The 19,001-nt window shown below is 65.3% G+C and carries 15 protein-coding genes; 14 read left to right on the forward strand and 1 reads right to left on the reverse strand.

Going from position 1 to position 19,001, the window contains the following annotated elements; genetic code table 11:
- The first annotated feature begins 160 nt into the window (after positions 1-160).
- The 5 genes from nagZ to A39O_RS0114460 all read left to right on the forward strand — a co-directional run bounded on the left by nagZ (position 161) and on the right by A39O_RS0114460 (position 4,342).
- Positions 161-1,237 (forward strand): beta-N-acetylhexosaminidase, encoded by a 1,077-nt coding sequence (gene nagZ / locus A39O_RS0114440; protein WP_020505371.1) that lies wholly within the window; start codon positions 161-163, stop codon positions 1,235-1,237.
- Between the two features lie 8 nt (positions 1,238-1,245).
- Positions 1,246-1,797, forward strand: coding sequence for a hypoxanthine-guanine phosphoribosyltransferase (locus A39O_RS0114445; RefSeq protein ID WP_020505372.1), 552 nt, complete (start codon positions 1,246-1,248; stop codon positions 1,795-1,797).
- Positions 1,798-1,995: 198 nt separating this feature from the next.
- Positions 1,996-2,439, forward strand: coding sequence for a hemerythrin domain-containing protein (locus A39O_RS0114450; RefSeq protein ID WP_026199415.1), 444 nt, complete (start codon positions 1,996-1,998; stop codon positions 2,437-2,439).
- 157 nt (positions 2,440-2,596) lie between these two features.
- Complete coding sequence (locus A39O_RS0114455) at positions 2,597-3,346, forward strand: S-methyl-5'-thioinosine phosphorylase (protein ID WP_020505374.1); 750 nt, start codon at positions 2,597-2,599, stop codon at positions 3,344-3,346.
- 78 nt (positions 3,347-3,424) lie between these two features.
- Positions 3,425-4,342 carry a hypothetical protein gene (locus A39O_RS0114460; protein WP_020505375.1) on the forward strand — a complete coding sequence of 306 codons (918 nt, stop codon included), beginning with the start codon at positions 3,425-3,427 and terminating at the stop codon, positions 4,340-4,342.
- 320 nt (positions 4,343-4,662) lie between these two features.
- On the opposite strand, the gene A39O_RS0114465 is transcribed toward A39O_RS0114460, so the two are convergent.
- On the reverse strand, positions 4,663-5,217 hold the full coding sequence (locus A39O_RS0114465; RefSeq protein ID WP_020505376.1) for a SprT family zinc-dependent metalloprotease: 555 nt from the start codon (positions 5,215-5,217) through the stop codon (positions 4,663-4,665).
- A gap of 300 nt (positions 5,218-5,517) precedes the next feature.
- Here A39O_RS0114465 and A39O_RS0114470 point away from each other — a divergent pair, with 300 nt between their 5' ends.
- The 9 genes from A39O_RS0114470 (at position 5,518) to A39O_RS36635 (ending at position 18,918) form a co-directional block, all read left to right on the forward strand.
- Positions 5,518-6,021, forward strand: coding sequence for a ribosome maturation factor RimP (locus tag A39O_RS0114470; protein WP_020505377.1), 504 nt, complete (start codon positions 5,518-5,520; stop codon positions 6,019-6,021).
- A 39-nt stretch (positions 6,022-6,060) separates the two neighbouring features.
- A complete protein-coding gene (gene nusA / locus A39O_RS0114475) occupies positions 6,061-7,584 on the forward strand; it encodes a transcription termination factor NusA (RefSeq protein ID WP_020505378.1) in 1,524 nt (507 codons plus the stop codon).
- Entirely contained in the window at positions 7,581-10,637 is a 3,057-nt protein-coding gene (infB, locus tag A39O_RS0114480; RefSeq protein WP_020505379.1) for a translation initiation factor IF-2, read from the forward strand. The genes nusA and infB overlap by 4 nt, the downstream gene beginning before the upstream one ends.
- 22 nt (positions 10,638-10,659) lie before the next feature.
- Positions 10,660-11,124: a 30S ribosome-binding factor RbfA gene (rbfA, locus tag A39O_RS33575; RefSeq protein ID WP_020505380.1), complete on the forward strand. Its 465-nt coding sequence runs from the start codon at positions 10,660-10,662 to the stop codon at positions 11,122-11,124.
- On the forward strand, positions 11,124-12,047 hold the full coding sequence (gene truB / locus A39O_RS0114490) for a tRNA pseudouridine(55) synthase TruB (RefSeq protein ID WP_026199416.1): 924 nt from the start codon (positions 11,124-11,126) through the stop codon (positions 12,045-12,047). Before rbfA ends, truB begins: the two co-directional genes overlap by 1 nt.
- A gap of 228 nt (positions 12,048-12,275) precedes the next feature.
- Positions 12,276-12,545: a 30S ribosomal protein S15 gene (rpsO, locus tag A39O_RS0114495; protein WP_026199417.1), complete on the forward strand. Its 270-nt coding sequence runs from the start codon at positions 12,276-12,278 to the stop codon at positions 12,543-12,545.
- A gap of 192 nt (positions 12,546-12,737) precedes the next feature.
- A complete protein-coding gene (gene pnp, locus A39O_RS0114500; RefSeq protein WP_020505383.1) occupies positions 12,738-14,837 on the forward strand; it encodes a polyribonucleotide nucleotidyltransferase in 2,100 nt (699 codons plus the stop codon).
- A 657-nt stretch (positions 14,838-15,494) separates the two neighbouring features.
- The gene (locus A39O_RS0114505; protein ID WP_020505384.1) at positions 15,495-15,755 is read left to right on the forward strand and encodes a BrnA antitoxin family protein; all 261 of its coding nucleotides are present in this window, start codon (positions 15,495-15,497) and stop codon (positions 15,753-15,755) included.
- Positions 15,756-16,413: 658 nt separating this feature from the next.
- Entirely contained in the window at positions 16,414-18,918 is a 2,505-nt protein-coding gene (locus A39O_RS36635; RefSeq protein ID WP_169338448.1) for a putative bifunctional diguanylate cyclase/phosphodiesterase, read from the forward strand.
- Positions 18,919-19,001 lie beyond the last annotated feature (83 nt).

The raw sequence follows: 19,001 nt of genomic DNA on the forward strand, positions 1-19,001 counted from the left end.
GTCCGGACCCGCGCCCTGTGCTACAAACGCCATCTTGCGCCGGGTGTTCTTGCCCGGCCCCAGCGTCGCGAGCAAATCCATGCCGGAACCCAGTACACCAGCCCTGATCAAGACCCCGCGAGCGATGGGCCGGACAACCGAGAGCCGGGAGGCTTAAGCCATGTCACTGGGTCCGATCATGGTGGACTTGGCCGGTCCGGAGTTGACCGCCGAGGATCGCGAGTTGCTGCGTCACCCGGCCGTGGGCGGTGTCATCCTATTTTCCCGCAACTACGCGTCGCCTGAGCAGTTGGCGGGGTTGACCGCGGCGATCCATGCTCTGCGGGAACCGCGCTTGCTGATCGGTGTGGATCAAGAGGGCGGGCGGGTCCAGCGCTTTCGCGACGGTTTCACCCGGCTGCCGGCGGCCGGGCGTTTTGGCGCACTCTATGCCGCCGACCCGCGGCGTGCCTGTGCCGCTTGCGCCGACGTGGCCTGGTTGATGGCGGCCGAGTTGCGGGCGGCGGGGGTGGACTTCAGCTTCGCTCCGGTCCTGGATCTGGATCGGGGCATCAGTCAGGTTATCGGTGACCGCGGCTTCGGTGCGCGGGTGACCCAAGTCGTGGACTTGGCTACGGCTTGGACCTCCGGGGTCCGCCAGGCCGGGATGGCGGCAGTGGGTAAACACTTCCCTGGGCACGGCGGGGTGGCGGCCGACTCCCATACGGCGCTGCCGATTGACGAACGCGACCTGGCTGACCTCCTGGCCGCTGACCTGATCCCCTTCGCACGACTGATCGAACACGGGTTGGAGGCGGTGATGCCGGCTCACGTCATCTATCCCCGTGTTGCGGCGGAGCCCGCCGGATTCTCCGCGGTCTGGTTGCGCGACCTGTTGCGCGGACGTCTCGGTTTTGCGGGCGTCATCTTCAGCGATGACCTCAATATGGCCGCGGCCGATGCCGGCGGCGGCTATGTGGAGCGCGCTCAGGCGGCCGCGCGCGCCGGCTGTGACATGCTGCTGATCTGCAACAATCGTCCGGCCGCGGTCGCGATCGTCCAGGCCTTTCGTGAAAACCATGATCCTGCCGGCCAGTTACGCCTGTTGAGGATGCACGGACGCGGTGACCCCGAACCCGCGCGACTGCACGAAGCGCCGCGCTGGCAGGCGGGTGTGCGCCAGGTCGCCCTGTTGGAAGACCTGGCGACCCTCGACCTGGCGCTCGACGATCCCACCCGCCACCCATCACCGACGTGAATCACCCTATGAAGCTTTCCCCCGAGACTTACACGGCGGTCGCCGACCGTGCCGAGTGCCTGGTCACCCAGGACGCGATGGAGCAGGCGATCGACCGCATGGCCGAGGCCATCAGCGAGCGCTTGGCCGGGACCGACCCGCTGGTGCTCTGTGTCATGAGCGGGGGGGTCATCGCCACCGGCCTGCTGCTGCCCCGACTCAACTTTCAGTTGCGGCTGGGTCATGTCCATGTCGGTCGCTACCAGGGAACGACCAGCGGCGGCGAGTTGGTCTGGCACTACCGCCCGACGGAAGCCATCCGCGGGGAACAGGTACTGATCGTGGACGATATCCTGGACGAGGGCGTGACCCTGGACGCCATCGTGCGGGCCTGCCGCGAAGACGGAGCGGCAGGGGTACACGCGGCGGTTCTGGTGGAGAAACGGCGGCCCCATGTCTGCGAGGCCGATTTCGTGGGTGTCCAGGTCCCCGACCGCTACCTCTTCGGCTACGGTTTGGACTATAAGAGCTACTTTCGAAACGTTCCTGGCGTCTTCGCCGTGGCCATCGGGGACTGTTGATTGGTATTCGATAAAACTCTGATATAAATAGGGACTTTTTGACTCCAGGGCGATTTTGCGGTATCTCTTAGTCAACACGTTCGCGCGTGCACCGACCTTACGATCGGCACCGCATCGAAAACGTGCCGAGTCGTGGGTGTCGCGGAAGCTTTTTGCCTTCCCCTTACGCTCGCGAGGTAATAACGAGGAGGATGGCTCATGTATACACTAGACGGTTATCGCAGCACGCATGCTGAACTCCGGCAGATGATCGATGATCTCCGTTCGATCCTGACTAAGGATCAACTGCGGATCCGCCCGAATGCCAAGACCGCGTTTGAGTTGCTCTGTGATCTCGGCGAAAAGGTGCGCAGACACCTGGCCGAAGAAGATCGCGGGCTCTACCCCAGTCTGCTGATCCATGAGGATCCCAAGGTCAAGTCGATCGCTTGGGGGTTCATCAGCGGTGAGCGGCCGTTGCGTAAGACCTTCGACGACTACCACAAGCACTGGCTGAAGAACTGCGACTTCACGTTCAGCGAAGACTTCCTGACCGAGACCCATGAGGTTTTCGATATGGTTGGGCAGCGTATCGAGCGTGAGGAGCGGGTGCTCTTTCCCAAGCTGGTCGAGATCGGGATGTTCCAGGAGACGCGGATCTAGACCGCCCGGACTGCCCACGCGCAGTTCGACCGACGGCAGCGCCAGTTCAACCGTACCGACGCCCCCACGCGCGTGGCGGCGCCGGTTTTTTTTTGGCTTCCGCGGTCTCTGAGGTAGACTCACACCTTCATGTTCAGGTGACTCTTCAGAGGATGCGATGGGTCTGCTCGCGATCATCGGGGGTTCGGGTTTTCAGCGCCTGCCCGGTTTTCAGGTTATCGAGGCGAAACCGCTCGACACCCCTTTCGGCGCCCCCTCGGCGCCCCTCGTGCACGGCTGCCTTGCCGGTCATCCGATCTTGTTCCTGCCCCGGCACGGTGAAGGTCATCGGTTGCCGCCGCATCGAGTCAACTATCGGGCCAACCTGTGGGCGCTGCACGCTTGCGGTGCGCAGCGCGTGCTCGGTCTGGCGGCCGTCGGCGGCATCACCGCGCGCTTCGGTCCGCGGGTCTTTGCGGTTCCCGATCAACTGATCGACTACACCCATGGCCGTGACCAGAGTTTTCATGATGGCGACGCGGGTGCGGTGGCTCACGTGGATTTCACCGAGCCCTACTGCCCGGAGTTACGCATGGACCTGTTGCGCGCTTGCGCGGCCGCCGGGGTAGTCGCGGCCGCGCCTGCGACCTACGGCGTGACCCAGGGGCCGCGGCTGGAGACGGCGGCCGAGATCGCGCGGATGGAACGCGACGGCTGTGATCTGGTGGGTATGACCGGTCTGCCGGAGGCCGCCCTGGCCCGCGAACTGGGTCTGTGTTACGCGAGTCTCGCGTTCGTGGTTAACTGGGCCGCTGGAAAAGGCGAGGGAGCAATCACCATGACCGCGATCGAAGCGCATCTTGGATTCTGTGCCGGGCAGTCGGGGCCGATCCTGGCGGCCCTGGCGGCCGGTTCCGGCGCGCCCTGAGACCGCGCCCGTGCCGCGTCCCGTAAACGCTCTCCCGTCTTCAATGTTGTTATCATTTCTTCTTATAGGCACCGAATTATGACGAAGTCTGCCGCGGTTGTGGGTCTTGGCTGGTGGGCCAGGCTGATGCTGTGGTTGTTGGTGCTGGTGTTCGGCGTGCTCTACCTGGGGTCGATCAAGCGTCCTGAGACCGCGGTCGGGGCCCTGCATCCGCGCACGACACCGGCGACCCCGGAAGCGACGGCCCCGTCGGCGGTGGTGCCGACCGCGCCCCAGGTCGCCGGTGACCGCGCGGTCGAGCCCGCGGCGCCGACCGCGGGCTCCGCGTCCGGCGCCCTGCCGGTCCCGTCGCCGACCGTGGTGCAAGCGCCGGTCGCGGCACCGGCACCGGCACCGGCACCGGTGGCGGCGGCGGAATCGGCGGCCTTCGCCAATACCTTGATGAGCGGCCGTTCTATTCCGGAGCCGCAGGTGCCGGCCGATGCCGACATCAATGCAATGACAGCGGTCGATGTGCCCTTACCGCATCGGCCGGAAGCGGAATCAGCGTCTGCCGCGGATAAGCTCCAAGCGTCAGGGTCTCAGGTCTTACCTCAGGTCGTAGAGCCCCAGATCGTGGAACCTCAGGTCGCGGAGCCCCAGATCGCGGCGCCCCAGATCGCGGAGCCCGAGGTTGCGGAGCCTCAGATCGCGGAGCCTCAGGTCATGCCTGCCGCCGTGCCGGTCCCCTCGGTTTCCGGGGTCGTCTCCGCGGCGCCCCCGGCGACCGCCGCGCCGGTGCTTGTTCCCGCGCCTGCCGTGCAAGCACCGTCCGGGCCTGTCCCGGAACCGGCCGTGGCGTCTCGTCCGCGCCCGTCCGCGGTTCCCACGCGCGGACCTCAGGCGCCGCCGATGGCGGTGCCGACACCTTGGGGTTACTGGGGCCCGCCGGCACCGCCCTATGGCTATCCGGGATATCCACCCGGCTATGGGCCCACGCCCTACGCGCCGCGTTGACCAGCAGGTCACTCCGAAAGGGCTGGCCCGGAGTCGGGTTGCGTTGGGCTAGGGAACCGTTCACTAATAGGCTAAACAAGTTCATGTAGGGAACGCCGTCGGCGTCTCGGTTGTTGTCGTTGTCGTAATCGAGGATATCGTAGCGCCCCGGATTCTCTCGCCTCTTGGGGGTTCGCTGTCCGCGCTTGGTTAGCATCGCAACCTCCGATTACGACAACGACAACGACAACGAAACGGTTGTGTTCGTGTTTATAGCTTTCGGACGTGATAACCGGCGTAGGGGCGGGTTTCAAACCCGCCCCTACACGAAGGTCTGTCACTCAACAGATGCCGGCCAGGCCAGGCCGCGGACCCGGCCGCAGCGGGGTCGCGCAGTGGCGGCAAATATAGGTCCCGCCCGCTAAGATGCGGTTGTGACGAATACTGCTCAGCCGATGTTCCCGGCAGTCGCAGTGGTAATCGAACTCGCGCAGGGTGCGTCCGCTGGTGGCGGACAGGTCGTAGCGATGGCAGCGTTCCGGTTCGACTCCGAAGTAGCGCATGATCGCTTGCCACTCCGGTCCGTGCGGACGGATGCGCATGCCGTAGCGGGCGAAGGCCGCGAGATGCGCCACCTCATGAGGAACCGTGTCGGCCAGAAATGACGCGCGGTTGGCGCGCAGCAGGACCGGGTTGAAACGGATGATGCAGGGGCCACGCAGCGCGAGGCGGGCCTGGCCGGCAGCCCGTCCCCGCAGGTCGAAACGAATCTGCGGCTCAGGAATCGCGATGCGCAGCCAAGCCCCGGCCGTGGTCAGCAGGTGATGGGTCCGCTCCCTGACGGTGTGCTGTAGCGCCTGCTCGTCCGCGGTGCCGTGGTGACTGGTGGTTGGCATGCGCCCATGGTCGCACCACCGCGCCAATTCCGGAAGTTCTCCAATACCGGATCAAGCGTCTTGCGCGCAGGACGCAGAAGACCTAGAATCCGAAGGCTAGCGTGCTTGACGGTCAGAGTTTTCCTCGAACGGGCATTGCCCCCGAATTTTCCGTCATGAACCCCGTCTTCCGGGGTTTTTTTGTACTTCGCGAGGTGGGTCGCCCCGTCCACGGTGGTCCGTGGGGCCGGTCGACATCAGAAGTGGGCCATTGGCCCATTTTTCATTTTTGGGACGCGTTTTCCTTCAAGGTTTTTTGCAATGCAGCCGGTTGACAGCACCCTGACGCAGTTGGCACTCCGCGTGGTGGAGTCCATGGGGTATGAACTGGTTGCCGTCGAGTTTTTTCAGCACGGCGGCGGGGCCGGGACGCTGCGGGTCTACATCGACCAGGCACAGGGCGTCACAGTGGACGACTGTGCTGCCGTGAGCCACCAGTTGAGCGGCGTCCTGGACGTGGAGGACCCCTTGCCGGGTCATTACGATCTGGAGGTGTCCTCGCCCGGCCTGGATCGGCCCCTGGTGTTTCCGGAGCACTTCACGCGATTCGCCGGTCACCGGATCAAGGTCCGGCTGGCCGAGAAGATCGAAGGTCGGCGCAAGTTGGAGGGTGTGCTGCTTGGGTTGGGGGCCCTGGATGAGGCCGCGGGCGCCCCGCCCGTGATCATCCGGCTGGAGGCCGAGGGCCGGGTCTGGGAAATTCCGTTGGCAGTCCTGGAGTCCGCTCGTTTGGTACCTGATTTCGGAGACGCCGCGCACCGGTAACGCTGGTCGCCGGTCGCACAGTGCTGAGTAAAAGAACGTATGAGTAAAGAGATCCTGCTGGTCGTTGAGGCCGTATCCAACGAAAAAGATGTGCCCGAGGATGTGATCTTCGAGGCCATCGAGGCGGCGCTTGCCTCGGCGACCCGCAAGAAGCACGGTGGCGAGATCGAGGCGCGGGTGGTGATCGACCGCAAGACCGGCGACTACCGGACCTTCCGTCGCTGGGAGGTGATCGAGGACCCGGCGGCGGGCGTCCTGGAGGCCCCCGAACGCCAGATCACCCTGTCCGCTGCCGAGATGCTGGAGCCCGGGCTCCAGGCCGGAGACTTCATGGAAGAGGAGATCGACTCGGAGCTGTTCGGGCGCATTGCCGCGCAGACCGCCAAACAGGTCATCGTTCAAAAGGTGCGGGAAGCAGAGCGTACCAAGATCGTCGATGCCTACACGAGCCGCAAGGGCGAACTGGTGACCGGCATCGTGAAGAAGGCGGATCGGGGCACCATCCTGCTCGACCTGGGTAACAACGCCGAGGCACTGGTCCCCCGTGAGCACGTCATCCCCCGCGAATCGGTACGCACCGGCGACCGCCTGCGCGGTTATCTGTTCGACGTGCGCGCCGAGGCCAAGGGGCCACAATTGTTCGTCAGCCGCACTGCCCCGGAACTGCTCATCGAGTTGTTCAAACTCGAGGTGCCGGAGGTTGGCGAGGGGCTGATCCAAATCCTGGGCGCTGCCCGTGACCCCGGCGCGCGCGCCAAGATCGCGGTGCGCACCAAAGATGCGCGGATCGACCCGGTGGGCGCCTGCGTCGGTATGCGCGGTTCGCGGGTGCAGGCGGTTTCCAACGAACTCAACGGCGAGCGTGTCGACATCATCCTCTACGACGATAACCCGGCTCAATACGTGATCAACGCTATGTCTCCGGCGGATGTGGTCTCCATCGTCATCGATGAGGAGTCGCGCAGCATGGACGTGGCGGTCAAGGAGGAGAATCTCTCCCAGGCCATCGGGCGCGGCGGGCAAAATGTGCGGCTCGCCAGCCAACTCACCGGCTGGGAACTCAATGTCATGAATGAAGAGGAGGCTGCCGCCAAGAGCGAGCAGGAGGCGCGCCGTTCGGTCCAGAGTTTCATGGATCAACTCGGCGTGGATGAGAACCTCGCGGCCATCCTGGTGGATGAGGGCTTTACCAGCGTTGATGAGGTGGCCTATGTGCCGCTTGCGGAGATGCAGGCGATCGACGATCTGGATGAGGCCACGATCACCGAGCTGCGGCAACGCGCCAAGGACGTGTTGCTCACCCGCGCCATCGCGTCGGAGGAGGTGTTGGGAACTGAACCCGCGGCGGACCTGCTCGGCATGGAAGGGGTCGACGAGAGCCTTGCCTTCGCGCTGGCGGCGCGCGGGGTGACGACCATGGAGGATCTCGCCGAACAGTCGGTCGATGAGTTGATGGAAGTCGAGGGCATGGACGAAGAGCGGGCGGCGCGCTTGATCATGAAAGCGCGTGAGCCCTGGTTTGCCGATGCGGGTGAGGAATCCCGCCAGGAGGTTCGTTCATGAGTGAAGTCACAGTCAAACAACTCGCCTCTACGGTCGGCATTCCGGTCGAACGCCTCCTGACCCAGCTCAGCGAGGCCGGTATCCGTGCCAGCGGCGCGGATTCCACCCTGACCGAGCAGGAAAAGCTGCAACTCCTGGGCTATCTGCGGCGCAGTCATGGCAAGGGGGGGGGCGAAGGTGGGGCTGACCCCAGTCAGGTCACACTCAAGCGCAAGTCGATGAGCGAGTTGCGCCAGCCGGCGGTGACCCCGCGTGCTCCCGGCGGTGGTAGCGGCGGTGCCGGCGGTTCGCGGCCGACCCCAACCGTGCGTGCCAAGACGGTGAGCGTGGAGGTGCGCCGCAAGCGGACTTACGTCAAGCGCGGCGATGAGCCGACGCCGGCCGAGGTGCCTGAGGAGGTTTCGGTCGAGATGGTCGTCGAGCCCGTAGCCGCGGCCATTGCGGCGACAGTGGTCGAGCGGCTGGCGGAAGTCGAAGCCGAAACCGAGGTCGAAACCGAGGTCGAAACCGAGGCTGAGGTCACCCCGGTCGCCGAGGCGCAGCTCACCCCGACGGCCCCGACGACCCCGCCCGCCCCGGCGGCGCCATCCCCGCCCCCGGTTGCCGCCGCGCCAACCCGGCCGACACCGCCGCTGCGGCGGCCGGCCGATTCCCCGCGGCCGCCGCCCCGCGATCGGCAGACGTTGCGTAGTATCCCCCATGACGGTGGTCGCCGCCGTACCGAGCTCGAAGCCTTGCGGGCGGAACAGGAAGCGCGGCGGTTGGCCGACCTGGAGGACCAGGAGCGGCGGGCGCGGGAAGACGAGGAGCGCCGTCGCGAGGCTGACGAGGCGCGCCGGGCGGCCGAGGTCGAGGCCCGGCGTCTGGCTGAAGAAGAGTCGCGGGCGGCGGTCGAACGTTCGGTTGTTGCCGCTGCCGCCGCGGCGGCCGCCGCCGCAGCGGCGCCCGAGGAAACCGTGCCGGCGGCCGCGCCGTCGGTGGTCGGCGAGCGTCAGGAAGACGAGCGGCCCGAGGCCGCGGTCGCGCGCCGCCGCCCCGAGGCCGCCAAACCAGCCAAGCGGCCTGCGGTGGCGGCTGCGGCCAAGAAAGTCCCCGAACTGTCGGAGAAGGAAAAATCGGTCAAGAAGGCCGGACGCAAAGATACGCTGCGGGCCCGTGATCAGGAGGCACCCCGCGCCGAATACGAGGAAGTCGATGGCGAGGCTGGCGGCGGGCGTCCGCGTCGCAAGCGCAAGGGCGCCAAGCCGCAGCTTCAGGACAAGCACCTGTTCCAGCGGCCGACCGCGCCGGTGGTGCGCGAGGTGGAGCTGCCCGAGACCATCTCAGTCGGTGAATTGGCCAACCGGATGTCGATCAAGGTCGGCGATCTGATCAAAGAGCTCTTCAAACAGGGCATGATGGTCACGATCAACCAGGCCCTGGACCGTGATACGGCGACCCTGCTGGTCGAGGACATGGGTCATAAAGCGGTTATAGCCGATGAGCGTACCGCCGAGGACACCCTGATCGAAGAGGCCGACGAGCAGTCCGGCCAGGCCGAGGCCCAGCCGCGCGCGCCGGTCGTGACCATCATGGGTCACGTCGACCATGGCAAGACGTCGCTGCTGGACTATATCCGGCGGACCCGGGTGGCCTCCGGCGAGGCCGGCGGCATCACGCAGCACATCGGCGCCTACCATGTGGAGACCAATCGGGGGGTCATCTCCTTCCTGGACACCCCCGGCCATGCCGCCTTCTCGGCGATGCGTGCCCGCGGTGCCAAGGTCACCGACATCGTGGTCCTGGTGGTCGCGGCGGACGATGGCGTGATGCCCCAGACCATCGAGGCGATTCACCATGCGCGGGCCTCCAAGGTGCCGATCGTGGTTGCCGTCAACAAGATGGACAAACCCGATGCCAATCCGGATCGGGTGATGCAGGAGCTGTCCCAGCACGACGTGCTGACCGAGGAATGGGGCGGCGACACCATGCTGGTCAAGGTTTCGGCCAAGACCGGCGTTGGGATCGACGACCTGCTGGACGCCATTCTGCTGCAGGCCGAGGTGCTGGAGCTCAAGGCGCCGGTGGACGGGCCGGCCCGCGGGACCATCGTGGAATCCAGTCTGGACAAGGGCCGGGGTCCGGTGGCCACCATTCTGGTGCAGTCCGGAACCCTGCGCCGCGGCGACATGATCGTCAGCGGCGGGGAGTACGGCCGGGTGCGCGCCATGTTTGATGAGGCGGGGAACCCGATCGAGGCGGCTGGTCCGTCGATCCCGGTGCAGGTCCTGGGCCTCTCCGCCACCCCCAACGCCGGGGATGACGTGCTGGCGGTGGCTGACGAGCGCCGGGCCCGCGAAGTGGCGGAATTGCGCTCCACGCGGGTGCGCCGCTCCAAGCTGGACGAGAACCGCGGCGTGAGCCTGGATCAGATTTTCTCCCAGCTCAAGGACGGGGAGCTCAAGTCGGTCAACCTGATCGTCAAGGCCGACGTCCAGGGCAGTCTGGAAGCCCTGCGCGAGAGCTTGCTCAAGCTCACCAACGACGAGGTGAAGGTGATCCTGGTGGCCACCGGGGTAGGCGGCATCACCGAGTCCGACGCCAATCTGGCGGTGACCTCCAATGCCATCATCCTGGGCTTCAATGTCCGGGCCGACGCGGCGGCGCGCCGGGTGGTGGAGGAGAAGGGCATCGATCTGCGTTACTACAGCATCATCTACGAGCTGATCGATGACGTGAAGAAGGCCATCTCCGGCCTGCTCAAGCCCATCGTGACCGAGGAGATCATCGGGATGGTGGAAGTGCGCGATGTCTTCCGTTCCTCCAAGTTCGGCGCCATCGCCGGCTGCATGGTGGTGGACGGGCTGATCAAGCGCAATAACCCCATTCGCGTTTTGCGCAACAACGTGGTGATCTATGAGGGGACGCTGGAGTCGCTGCGCCGCTTCAAGGACGACGTGGCCGAAGTCAGGGCCGGCACCGATTGCGGCATCGGGGTGAAGAACTACAACGATGTTCAGGTCGGTGACCACATCGAGGTGTTCGAGCGCACCGAGCGGGCGCGGATCATATGAGCGTGGCGGCAGCGGATCAGGCATGAAGGAATTCGATCGTACCGAGCGGATCGGTTCCGAACTCAAGCGCGAGCTCTATCAGGTGCTGCGCGATGAGGTTCGGGACCCGCGGTTGGGGAACATCACGGTGCAGGAGGTGCGGGTGGTCCGCGACCTGTCGCACGCCAAGGTTTTCTTTACCTGCTTCGGAGGGGAGGAAGACGCGGAGGAGCAGGCGCGGCTGCTGAACGGCCGCCTGTCCGGGTTCGTGCGTCATGCGCTGGCGCAACGGGTGCGGCTGCGGATCATGCCTCAACTCCATTTCGTCTATGACGCGTCCATCCTCGCCGGTGAACACTTGTCGCACCTGATCGACGTGGCGGTGCAGGGCAGTGGCGCGCCGACCGACGACGCGCCGGCCGAAACCGCCAACAGCGTTGACGGCGCCGACGCGGCTGATGCGTCCTCACCCGCGTCGAGCACCGACGCCCAGGAGCAACCCCAATGATGTCAGGGAGACGCCGCAGCCCGGGGCGTAACGTCACCGGGATTCTGTTGTTGGATAAGCCCCTGGGGCTCACCTCCAACGACGCCTTGCAACGGATCAAGCGCCTGTATCGTGCCGCCAAGGCCGGCCATACCGGCAGTCTGGACCCGCTCGCCACCGGCCTGCTGCCGGTGTGCCTGGGGGCTGCCACTAAGTTTTCGGCCTTCCTGCTGGACGCCGACAAGCGCTACCGGGTCAAGGTGCTGCTCGGGGTCACCACCACTACCGCCGATGCGGAGGGTGAGGTGGTCGAGACCAAACCCGTGGTGGGGGTGGATGCGGCACGTGTGCGCGACGTGCTGGCCGGTTTTCTGGGGCCGATCGATCAGTTGCCGCCCATGTATTCGGCGGTCAAGCATGCCGGCCAGCGACTCTACAAGCTGGCGCGTCAGGGACTGGAAGTCGAACGCACACCGCGCCGGATCCAGATCTTCTCAATGGATCTGCTGAGCTGCGAACTGCCTGAGATCGAACTCGAAGTGCACTGTTCCAAGGGCACCTATGTCCGCACCCTGGCCGAAGATATCGGTCGGGAACTCGGCTGCGGGGGGCATGTGAGTCAGTTGCGCCGCACTGGGGTCGGTCCCTACCTGGACACCCTGGTGCCCTTCGTCACCCTGGATCAGGTGCGTGACCTGGCGGACCAGGAGGGCGCGGCGCCGCAACTCGACGCGCTGCTGCTGCCGCTCGACTCCGCCCTGGGTCACTGGCCCGCGTTGCGCCTGTCGGCCGATGCGGCTTTTTACCTCCAGCAGGGTCAGGCGGTACTGGTTCCGCGGGCGCCGACCGAGGGGTTGGTGCGGCTGTACGATGTCTCCGAGCACTTTCTGGGTGTCGGCGAGATCCAGGATGACGGTAAGGTGCAGCCCAAGCGGTTGGTCTGAGCGGCCGACGCGAGGTCCAACGCGTGTCGACTTGCCGATCCTCGGCGGTCGGCGCGGCAACGCATGTCTTCAAACGCACCATGGTTTGGAGCCGGTCCAGCGAGCCGGTAGAATTTCGCGGTCTATCAATCGGTCCGATCCCCTGATGTCATTGTCGGGGTGATCAGCGGCGGCAGGTGCCGTCGGTACAGGACTTTTCATGTCCCCATTATTTTAAGGAGACCCTCAATGACTATGAATGCCGCAGAGAAGAAAGAGATCGTCACCGCCTACGCCCGGGGGGAGAACGATACCGGTTCCCCTGAGGTGCAGGTTGCCCTGTTGACGGCACGCATCCAGCAACTGACCGGACACTTCAGCATCCACAAGCACGACCACCACTCGCGTCGCGGTCTGGTGCGCATGGTCAATTCCAGACGCAAGCTGCTCGACTACCTGAAGGGCAAGGATCTCGATCGCTATCGCGAGCTGATTGCGCGACTCGGTCTGCGTCGCTAGACGCTGCACTGGCGGACCCACGGCCATGGCCCTGAGTCCGCCCGCCCCGCGGCGGCTGGTTGTCGGCCGCCGGGGCCAAACTCCCAGGCCTCGGGCGCCTGCCCGCAGGCCACCCGCGGTCCCCTACGCACCTGGAGCCTGTGGCGCAGGCGACTCTTTGCAAACCCGAGGCCGAGACCAGAGGACTGACCCGTGATTCCCACCCCCATTCGTAAGCAGTTTCAATTCGGCGATCAGACCGTCACCCTGGAGACCGGCGAGATCGCTCGCCAGGCCGATGGCGCGGTGCTCGTCAGTATGGGCGACACCGTGGTGCTGGTCACCGTGGTGGTGAGCAAGAAGCCCAGTCCGGAGCGCGATTTCCTGCCGTTGACCGTCGACTATCAGGAAAAGACCTATGCCGCCGGCCGCATCCCCGGCGGCTTCTTCCGTCGCGAGGGCCGTCCGAGCGAAGGCGAGATCCTGACCTCGCGGCTGATCGACCGGCCGATCCGGCCCCTGTTCGCCGATGGTTTCACCAACGAAGTCCAGATCATCGCGACGGTCAAGTCGCTGAACCCGGCCGTGAACCCCGAGGTGCCGGCGCTGATCGGCACCTCCGCGGCCCTGGCCGTGGCCGGCGTGCCGTTCAACGGCCCCATCGGCGCGGCGCGGGTCGGCTACAAGAACGGCGAGTACATCCTGAACCCCGCCGTCATCGGCCTGGGTCCGGACAGCGACTTGGACCTGATCGTGGCCGGCACCGACAAGGCCGTGTTGATGGTCGAGTCCGAGGCGCGCGGCCTGTCCGAAGAAGTGATGCTGGGCGCCGTCCTGTTCGGCCATGACCAGATGCAGGTCGTCATTACCGCCATCCGCGAGCTGGCGGCTCAGGTCCACAAGGCGCAAATCCCCTTCAAGCCCGTGCTCCCTGACCCGCAACTGGCCGAGGCAGTGGCTCACGCCGGCGCCGGCCAGATCGCCGAGGGCTATACCATCAAGGAGAAGATGGCTCGCTATGCCGTCCTGGACGAGATCCGGGCGGACATTCACGATCGGGTTACAGCGCTCGAAGGGTGCGTCTGGAACGCCCAGCAGATCCAGGGCGCCATCGAGCGGCTCGAGAGCGCGATCGTGCGCGGTCACATCATCGAGGGTCGGCCGCGCATCGACGGGCGCGACACCAAGACGGTGCGCCCCATCACCATCCGCACCGGCGTCCTGCCGCGCACCCACGGCTCCGCGCTCTTCACCCGCGGCGAGACCCAGGCGCTGGTCATCACCACCCTGGGCACCGAGCGCGACAGCCAGATCATCGACGCACTGGACGGCGAGCGGCGCGAGCACTTCATGCTCCACTACAACTTCCCGCCCTTCTGCGTCGGCGAGATCGGCCGCGTCGGCAGCCCCAAGCGCCGCGAGATCGGTCACGGACGGCTCGCCAAGCGCGGTGTGCTGGCCGTCATGCCCGGCATCGAGGCCTTCCCCTATTCGGTGCGCGTCGTCTCCGAGATCACCGAATCCAACGGCTCCAGCTCCATGGCCAGCGTCTGCGGCACCAGCCTGTCGCTGATGGATGCCGGTGTGCCGATCAAGGGCGCGGTGGCTGGCGTGGCCATGGGCCTGATCAAGGAAGGCGAGAAGTTCGCCGTCCTCACCGACATCATGGGTGACGAAGACCATCTGGGCGACATGGACTTCAAGGTCGCCGGTACCGTCGAGGGCATCAACGCCCTGCAGATGGACATCAAGATCGAAGGGATCACCAAGGAGATCATGGAAATCGCCCTGGCCCAGGCGAAGGTCGGCCGGCTCCACATCCTGGGCGAGATGAACAAGGTCATCGACGTGCACCGCGCCGAGATGTCCGAGCATGCCCCGCGCATCATCGAACTCAAGATCCACCCGGAGAAGATTCGCGACGTCATCGGCAAGGGCGGCTCGGTCATCCGCGCCATCACCGAAGAGACCGGCGCCACCATCGACATCACCGACGACGGCATCGTCAAAATCTTCTCGGTCGAGAAGGCCGCCGGTGAAGAAGCCAAGCGGCGCATCCGGCTCATCACCGCCGATGTCGAAGTGGGCAAGGTCTACGAGGGCAAGGTCGCCCGCATCATGGACTTCGGCGCCTTCGTCACCATCCTCCCCGGCCGCGACGGCCTGGTGCACATCTCCCAGATCTGCGAGGAGCGCGTGCAGTCGGTCAGCGACAAGCTCAAGGAAGGTGATCAGGTCCGGGTCAAGGTCCTGGAAGTCGACAAGCAAGGGCGGATTCGGCTGAGCATGAAGGCGGTCGAGCTCGGCGAGTAATTCGCCGATCGGACAGGTCCGGCCAATCGTGGCCGGCCGCGCCGGAGGAAGGGGCCGAATGGCCCCTTTTTTATGTCCCCAGAATGCTCGGATTGACTTCTGGTGACGAAACGCTGCATCGTAGGTCGCGCCCCGTCCCTCGGCCCCTCGTGACTCCGCTCCGGAGACTGTGAAAGTCTTCGCCAATACCGCGGCGAAGCCGCGACTGGGAGCGCCGGCAGCCTGCCGGCCCGCCGCCGTCAGGCGGCGTTCGGAACCGATAAAAGCCTGATAAGTTACTGTAAAAATGACAAAGCACCCGGCGCTTCGCGCCGGGGCCGACAGGCTGTCGGCGGTCCCACTCGCCGCCTTGCGGCGGCGGATTGGCTGCTGCGGCGAATACTTGCCCAATCTCTCCGGCATGTCACGCATCTGTTGGGCGCTTCGCGCCCCGAGGCCGGTGGGCAGCCAGTAGATCTCTGATTACAAAGCTCCACATCGTAACCCGCCTCCGCAAGCTCCAATTTCGCACCCTGCCAAGCGCATCGACATCTTGCTCGACTTGCCGAAAGCGCGCATCTACAATTTGATTATGCTGACCTATGACGAAACATGAAGAACGCATCTACTGGAACAGCATCCCCGCTCGACCGCACCGACTGGCCACGCGTCCGCGCCATGACTGACGCCGACATTTCCCACGACGCCGACAGCCCCCGCACCACGGCCGCCGATTGGGAGGGCGCCGTACTCAAGCAGGATGGTGTCGTGGTGGGTCAGGTCAAGACTCGGGGGCCAAACCGCCGACCGACCAAGGAGCAGGTGGCGATCCGCTATAGCCCGGAGGTACTCGCCGCCTTCCGCGCCACCGGGCGCGGCTGGCAGACGCGCATGAACGAAGCGCTGAAGGATTGGCTCAAGGATCACACTCCGGCGTAGTTCCCTCGCGGGCACATGCGAGTCGACACTGCCCGGCTACCCATGTTGCGGATATCGGCCACGCAAGAGCCGCAACCTGTGGCATGATCTGACCGTAAGAAAAACGCCACCAGGACAGGCGCGAAAACTATTCCGCCAAGTGCCGATTTGACGGTCAAGAGGACCATGAGCCCCGAACTGGAGTCCATCACCCGCGCGCAACGCGTTGACCGCCAGCTTGCCAAGGCTGGCTGAACCCGCTCGTCGCGCCGCGTGGTGGATGAATTCTTCCTTTCCGGAGACAGGGCCGTGCGGGCGGATGACGGAGCAGCGGTCAAGGACGCGTTCATCGATAACGCCCTGGTCCTTCCGGATGGGTGCCCCATTGCCATCGACGAGGTCAAGCGCAACTTGCGCGAGGCGCTGGAGGGTGAGTGCCAATCGGCGGGTTACGCGGACCGCGTGAAGCTCAAGTACGGCATCGACCCCTTCGTCTTCCTCACCAACGGTGACGAGATCTGGTTCTGGCACCGCAGTCTGTACTTGTTTCTGCTCCGGCACCGAGCTGAGTGGTCCTACGTAGAAATCGTCGTACCTCTCCTAATTTCTCATTATTATCGACAGGTACGATCCTTTTGGAGGCTGCTACCACGTGCTGCGTGGGATGAGAGGCAAGGCCATGTTCGAGCGGACAAGCGTCAGCAGCGACGAGGCCGATCCCATTGCCGGGGTTGTCCGGTGGCTTGGCCGCTACTTGGCCGGCGCACTCCTGTGGTTGGTTTGGGTGCCCGCGGCCTGGGCAGCCGACACCGCGACCCCGCCCGGCCCCGTCCTGGTCTTGGAGGCCGCGCAGGGTATCAAGGCATCCACTGCTGCCGCCCGCTGGCTCGCCGATCTGGAAGGGGAGTTGTCTGCCGCCAAGGCCAAGTGCCCTGCCGCCGCGGTGCCGACCTTGGACCCGAGTCTCCCATCCATGGCATTCCGTGTCCCGGTCTCGCCGGCCCGGCCGGTGGTGTACTCCAAAGACTCAGTCGTCAATCGCCTGGTGATGATCGCCCGCGATGGGCGCGGTTGTCCCTGGGGCGCCGTCACGGGTCGGTCCTTGCCATTCGGCGAACGCTCGCTGCTAAGCCCACTGGCAAACCTGCGCTTGCCGCTGGATGCCCCCGCTCAAGAAGTGACGGTCGTGATCCAGGACGGCAAGACGCTGCGCCCCTGGCTGCGCGTCGCCGCGGTTGAGACCTTCGACCGCGACAGTAGGCGGCTGTGGGTCTTGCTTGGCGCCTATACCGGCGCGTTCGCGGTGCTGCTCATCATCGGGTTGGGTCTGCGGCGCGCCCATCCGGGCATGCTCGCGAACGCCTATTGCGTCTACATCATCGCCCTCATGGTGTATCAGCTCCAGGCCCTGGGCATTGGACCCGCCTGGATCCCCGGCTGGCCCCAGGGGGACAACTTTGCCGTCATGCAGGGCGCCACGGCGGCCGCGGTCATGGCCAGCATTGCCGCGACCACTATTGCCTTCTTGCGCCCCAAGGGGACGCTGCGCCTAATTATCATCGGCGGCATGACGCTCGGTACGGGCGCCTTCCTCACCTCCGGGTGGTACCCCCCGGCCTACCGGATTGGCGCCCTGATCGTAATGTTGATGGCGATTCCGGGGACCGTGCTGCTGGTCCTCGGGCTGCGGACCAATGAGCCTTGGGTACGCTGGTTCGCCGTTGGAATGGTGGTGATGTTCATCGGGGGCGGCGCGCAGATGGCCACTGTTGTCTTCAACGGGGCGGGCTTGGGCACACTGGGTAGCTTTGTCTACATACCAGCCAATTTGGTCGACTCGGCCTGTTGGCTGATCTCGCTGTTTGTGCGGTTCAACGCTGAGCGTGCCAAGGACCAGGCGCGCCTGCTCCACGATGCAACCCATGACCGCCTGACCGGGCTGCCCAATCGCGCCTACCTCACCGCCTGGATGAACACCGGGGCCGCCGCCGCGGGCTGCCGCGGCTTGGTATTGATCGATCTGGACCGCTTCAAGGCTATAAACGATAACTTGGGCTATGCCGCCGGTGATGGCCTCTTGATCGCGGTGGCGCGATTGCTGGGGGATATCGTTCCGCCCACGGCCAGGGTGATCCACTTGGGTGCGGACGTGTTCGCCATCCTGTTGCACCGCGATGATGCTGCGAGCGATGCGCAAGCGGTCGCCATGCGGATCGTCGACCGTCTGCGCAAGCCCATCGCGCTGAAGGGCGGCTCGGTGCATGTGCGCGCCAGCATGGGTGTGGTCCGCGATGCTGCCGCGGACTGTAGGATCCTCGACATCCTGCGCGATGCTGACAGCGCCCTGAACCTGGCCAAGGTCGGTGGTGGTAACCGTTCCGTCGACTTTCAGCCCGTCATGCGGGCGCCCGCGCTCAAGCGCTTCCGCTTGGAGCAGGACCTGGTGGAGGCGCTAAGCGGCGACGAGTTCCAGGTCTTCTACCAGCCGATTGTCGCCCTCGCCGATCAGCGGGCGGTGGGGATGGAGGCACTGATCCGCTGGCATCAACCGCGGCAGGGATGGCTATCGCCGGCGGACTTCATCCCGGTGGCGGAGGAGACCGGGCTCATTGTCCAGATCGGCGCCTGGGTCCTGTGGCGCACGGCCGTGCAGATTCAGGAATGGAAGCTGGCGGGCCGCTGGCGTCCGGGCTTTTATGTGAGCGTCAACCTGTCCGGAAATCAGTTGCTGGACGACGCACTGATCGGGCATTTGGATGCCGTGATCCTGCGTGGCGGCCTGTCTCCGGGGGAGTTGCGACTGGAACTGACCGAAACGGCAGTGATCGCCAACATCGGCGCGGCCTGCGATGTACTGCCCGCCCTGCGCGAGCGGCGCATACCGCTGTGCATGGACGACTTCGGAACCGGCTATTCGTCGTTGAGCTACTTGAATGAGTTGCCCTTCGACGTGCTCAAGATCGACCGCTCCTTCGTCACCGGGATCGAGGCGCGCCAAGAGTCGCAAGTCCTGGTGCGGACCATCCTGGCGCTGGCCCAATCCATGGGATTGCAGGTGGTTGCGGAGGGCGTCGAGACCGAGGCCCAGGCGGCACTGCTGTTGTCCATGGGTTGCCCTTACGGTCAGGGCTATCACTTCGCACGGCCGTTGCCGGCGGGGCAGGCCGGCGATTGGCTCTCATGATCGACTCACAGCACGCTTTCGATATCGGTTCCGGCCGATCGGCGGTTGTGAGCACCGCGATACAGGCATCCGCTTCCGGCTCG

The organism is Lamprocystis purpurea DSM 4197, assembly GCF_000379525.1.
GTDB lineage: Bacteria > Pseudomonadota > Gammaproteobacteria > Chromatiales > Chromatiaceae > Thiodictyon > Thiodictyon purpureum.

Excerpts from the sequence above, each read along its gene's own strand:
- truB (WP_026199416.1), top strand. The coding sequence starts at position 11,124 with ATGTCAGGGAGACGCCGCAGCCCGGGGCGTAACGTCACCGGGATTCTG.
- A39O_RS36635 (WP_169338448.1), top strand. The coding sequence starts at position 16,414 with ATGTTCGAGCGGACAAGCGTCAGCAGCGACGAGGCCGATCCCATTGCC.
- rbfA (WP_020505380.1), top strand. The coding sequence starts at position 10,660 with ATGAAGGAATTCGATCGTACCGAGCGGATCGGTTCCGAACTCAAGCGC.
- A39O_RS0114455 (WP_020505374.1), top strand. The coding sequence starts at position 2,597 with ATGGGTCTGCTCGCGATCATCGGGGGTTCGGGTTTTCAGCGCCTGCCC.
- A39O_RS0114505 (WP_020505384.1), top strand. The coding sequence starts at position 15,495 with ATGACTGACGCCGACATTTCCCACGACGCCGACAGCCCCCGCACCACG.
- A39O_RS0114470 (WP_020505377.1), top strand. The coding sequence starts at position 5,518 with ATGCAGCCGGTTGACAGCACCCTGACGCAGTTGGCACTCCGCGTGGTG.
- nagZ (WP_020505371.1), top strand. The coding sequence starts at position 161 with ATGTCACTGGGTCCGATCATGGTGGACTTGGCCGGTCCGGAGTTGACC.
- A39O_RS0114465 (WP_020505376.1), bottom strand. The coding sequence starts at position 5,217 with ATGCCAACCACCAGTCACCACGGCACCGCGGACGAGCAGGCGCTACAG.
- nusA (WP_020505378.1), top strand. The coding sequence starts at position 6,061 with ATGAGTAAAGAGATCCTGCTGGTCGTTGAGGCCGTATCCAACGAAAAA.
- A39O_RS0114445 (WP_020505372.1), top strand. The coding sequence starts at position 1,246 with ATGAAGCTTTCCCCCGAGACTTACACGGCGGTCGCCGACCGTGCCGAG.
- A39O_RS0114460 (WP_020505375.1), top strand. The coding sequence starts at position 3,425 with ATGACGAAGTCTGCCGCGGTTGTGGGTCTTGGCTGGTGGGCCAGGCTG.
- rpsO (WP_026199417.1), top strand. The coding sequence starts at position 12,276 with ATGACTATGAATGCCGCAGAGAAGAAAGAGATCGTCACCGCCTACGCC.
- A39O_RS0114450 (WP_026199415.1), top strand. The coding sequence starts at position 1,996 with ATGTATACACTAGACGGTTATCGCAGCACGCATGCTGAACTCCGGCAG.
- infB (WP_020505379.1), top strand. The coding sequence starts at position 7,581 with ATGAGTGAAGTCACAGTCAAACAACTCGCCTCTACGGTCGGCATTCCG.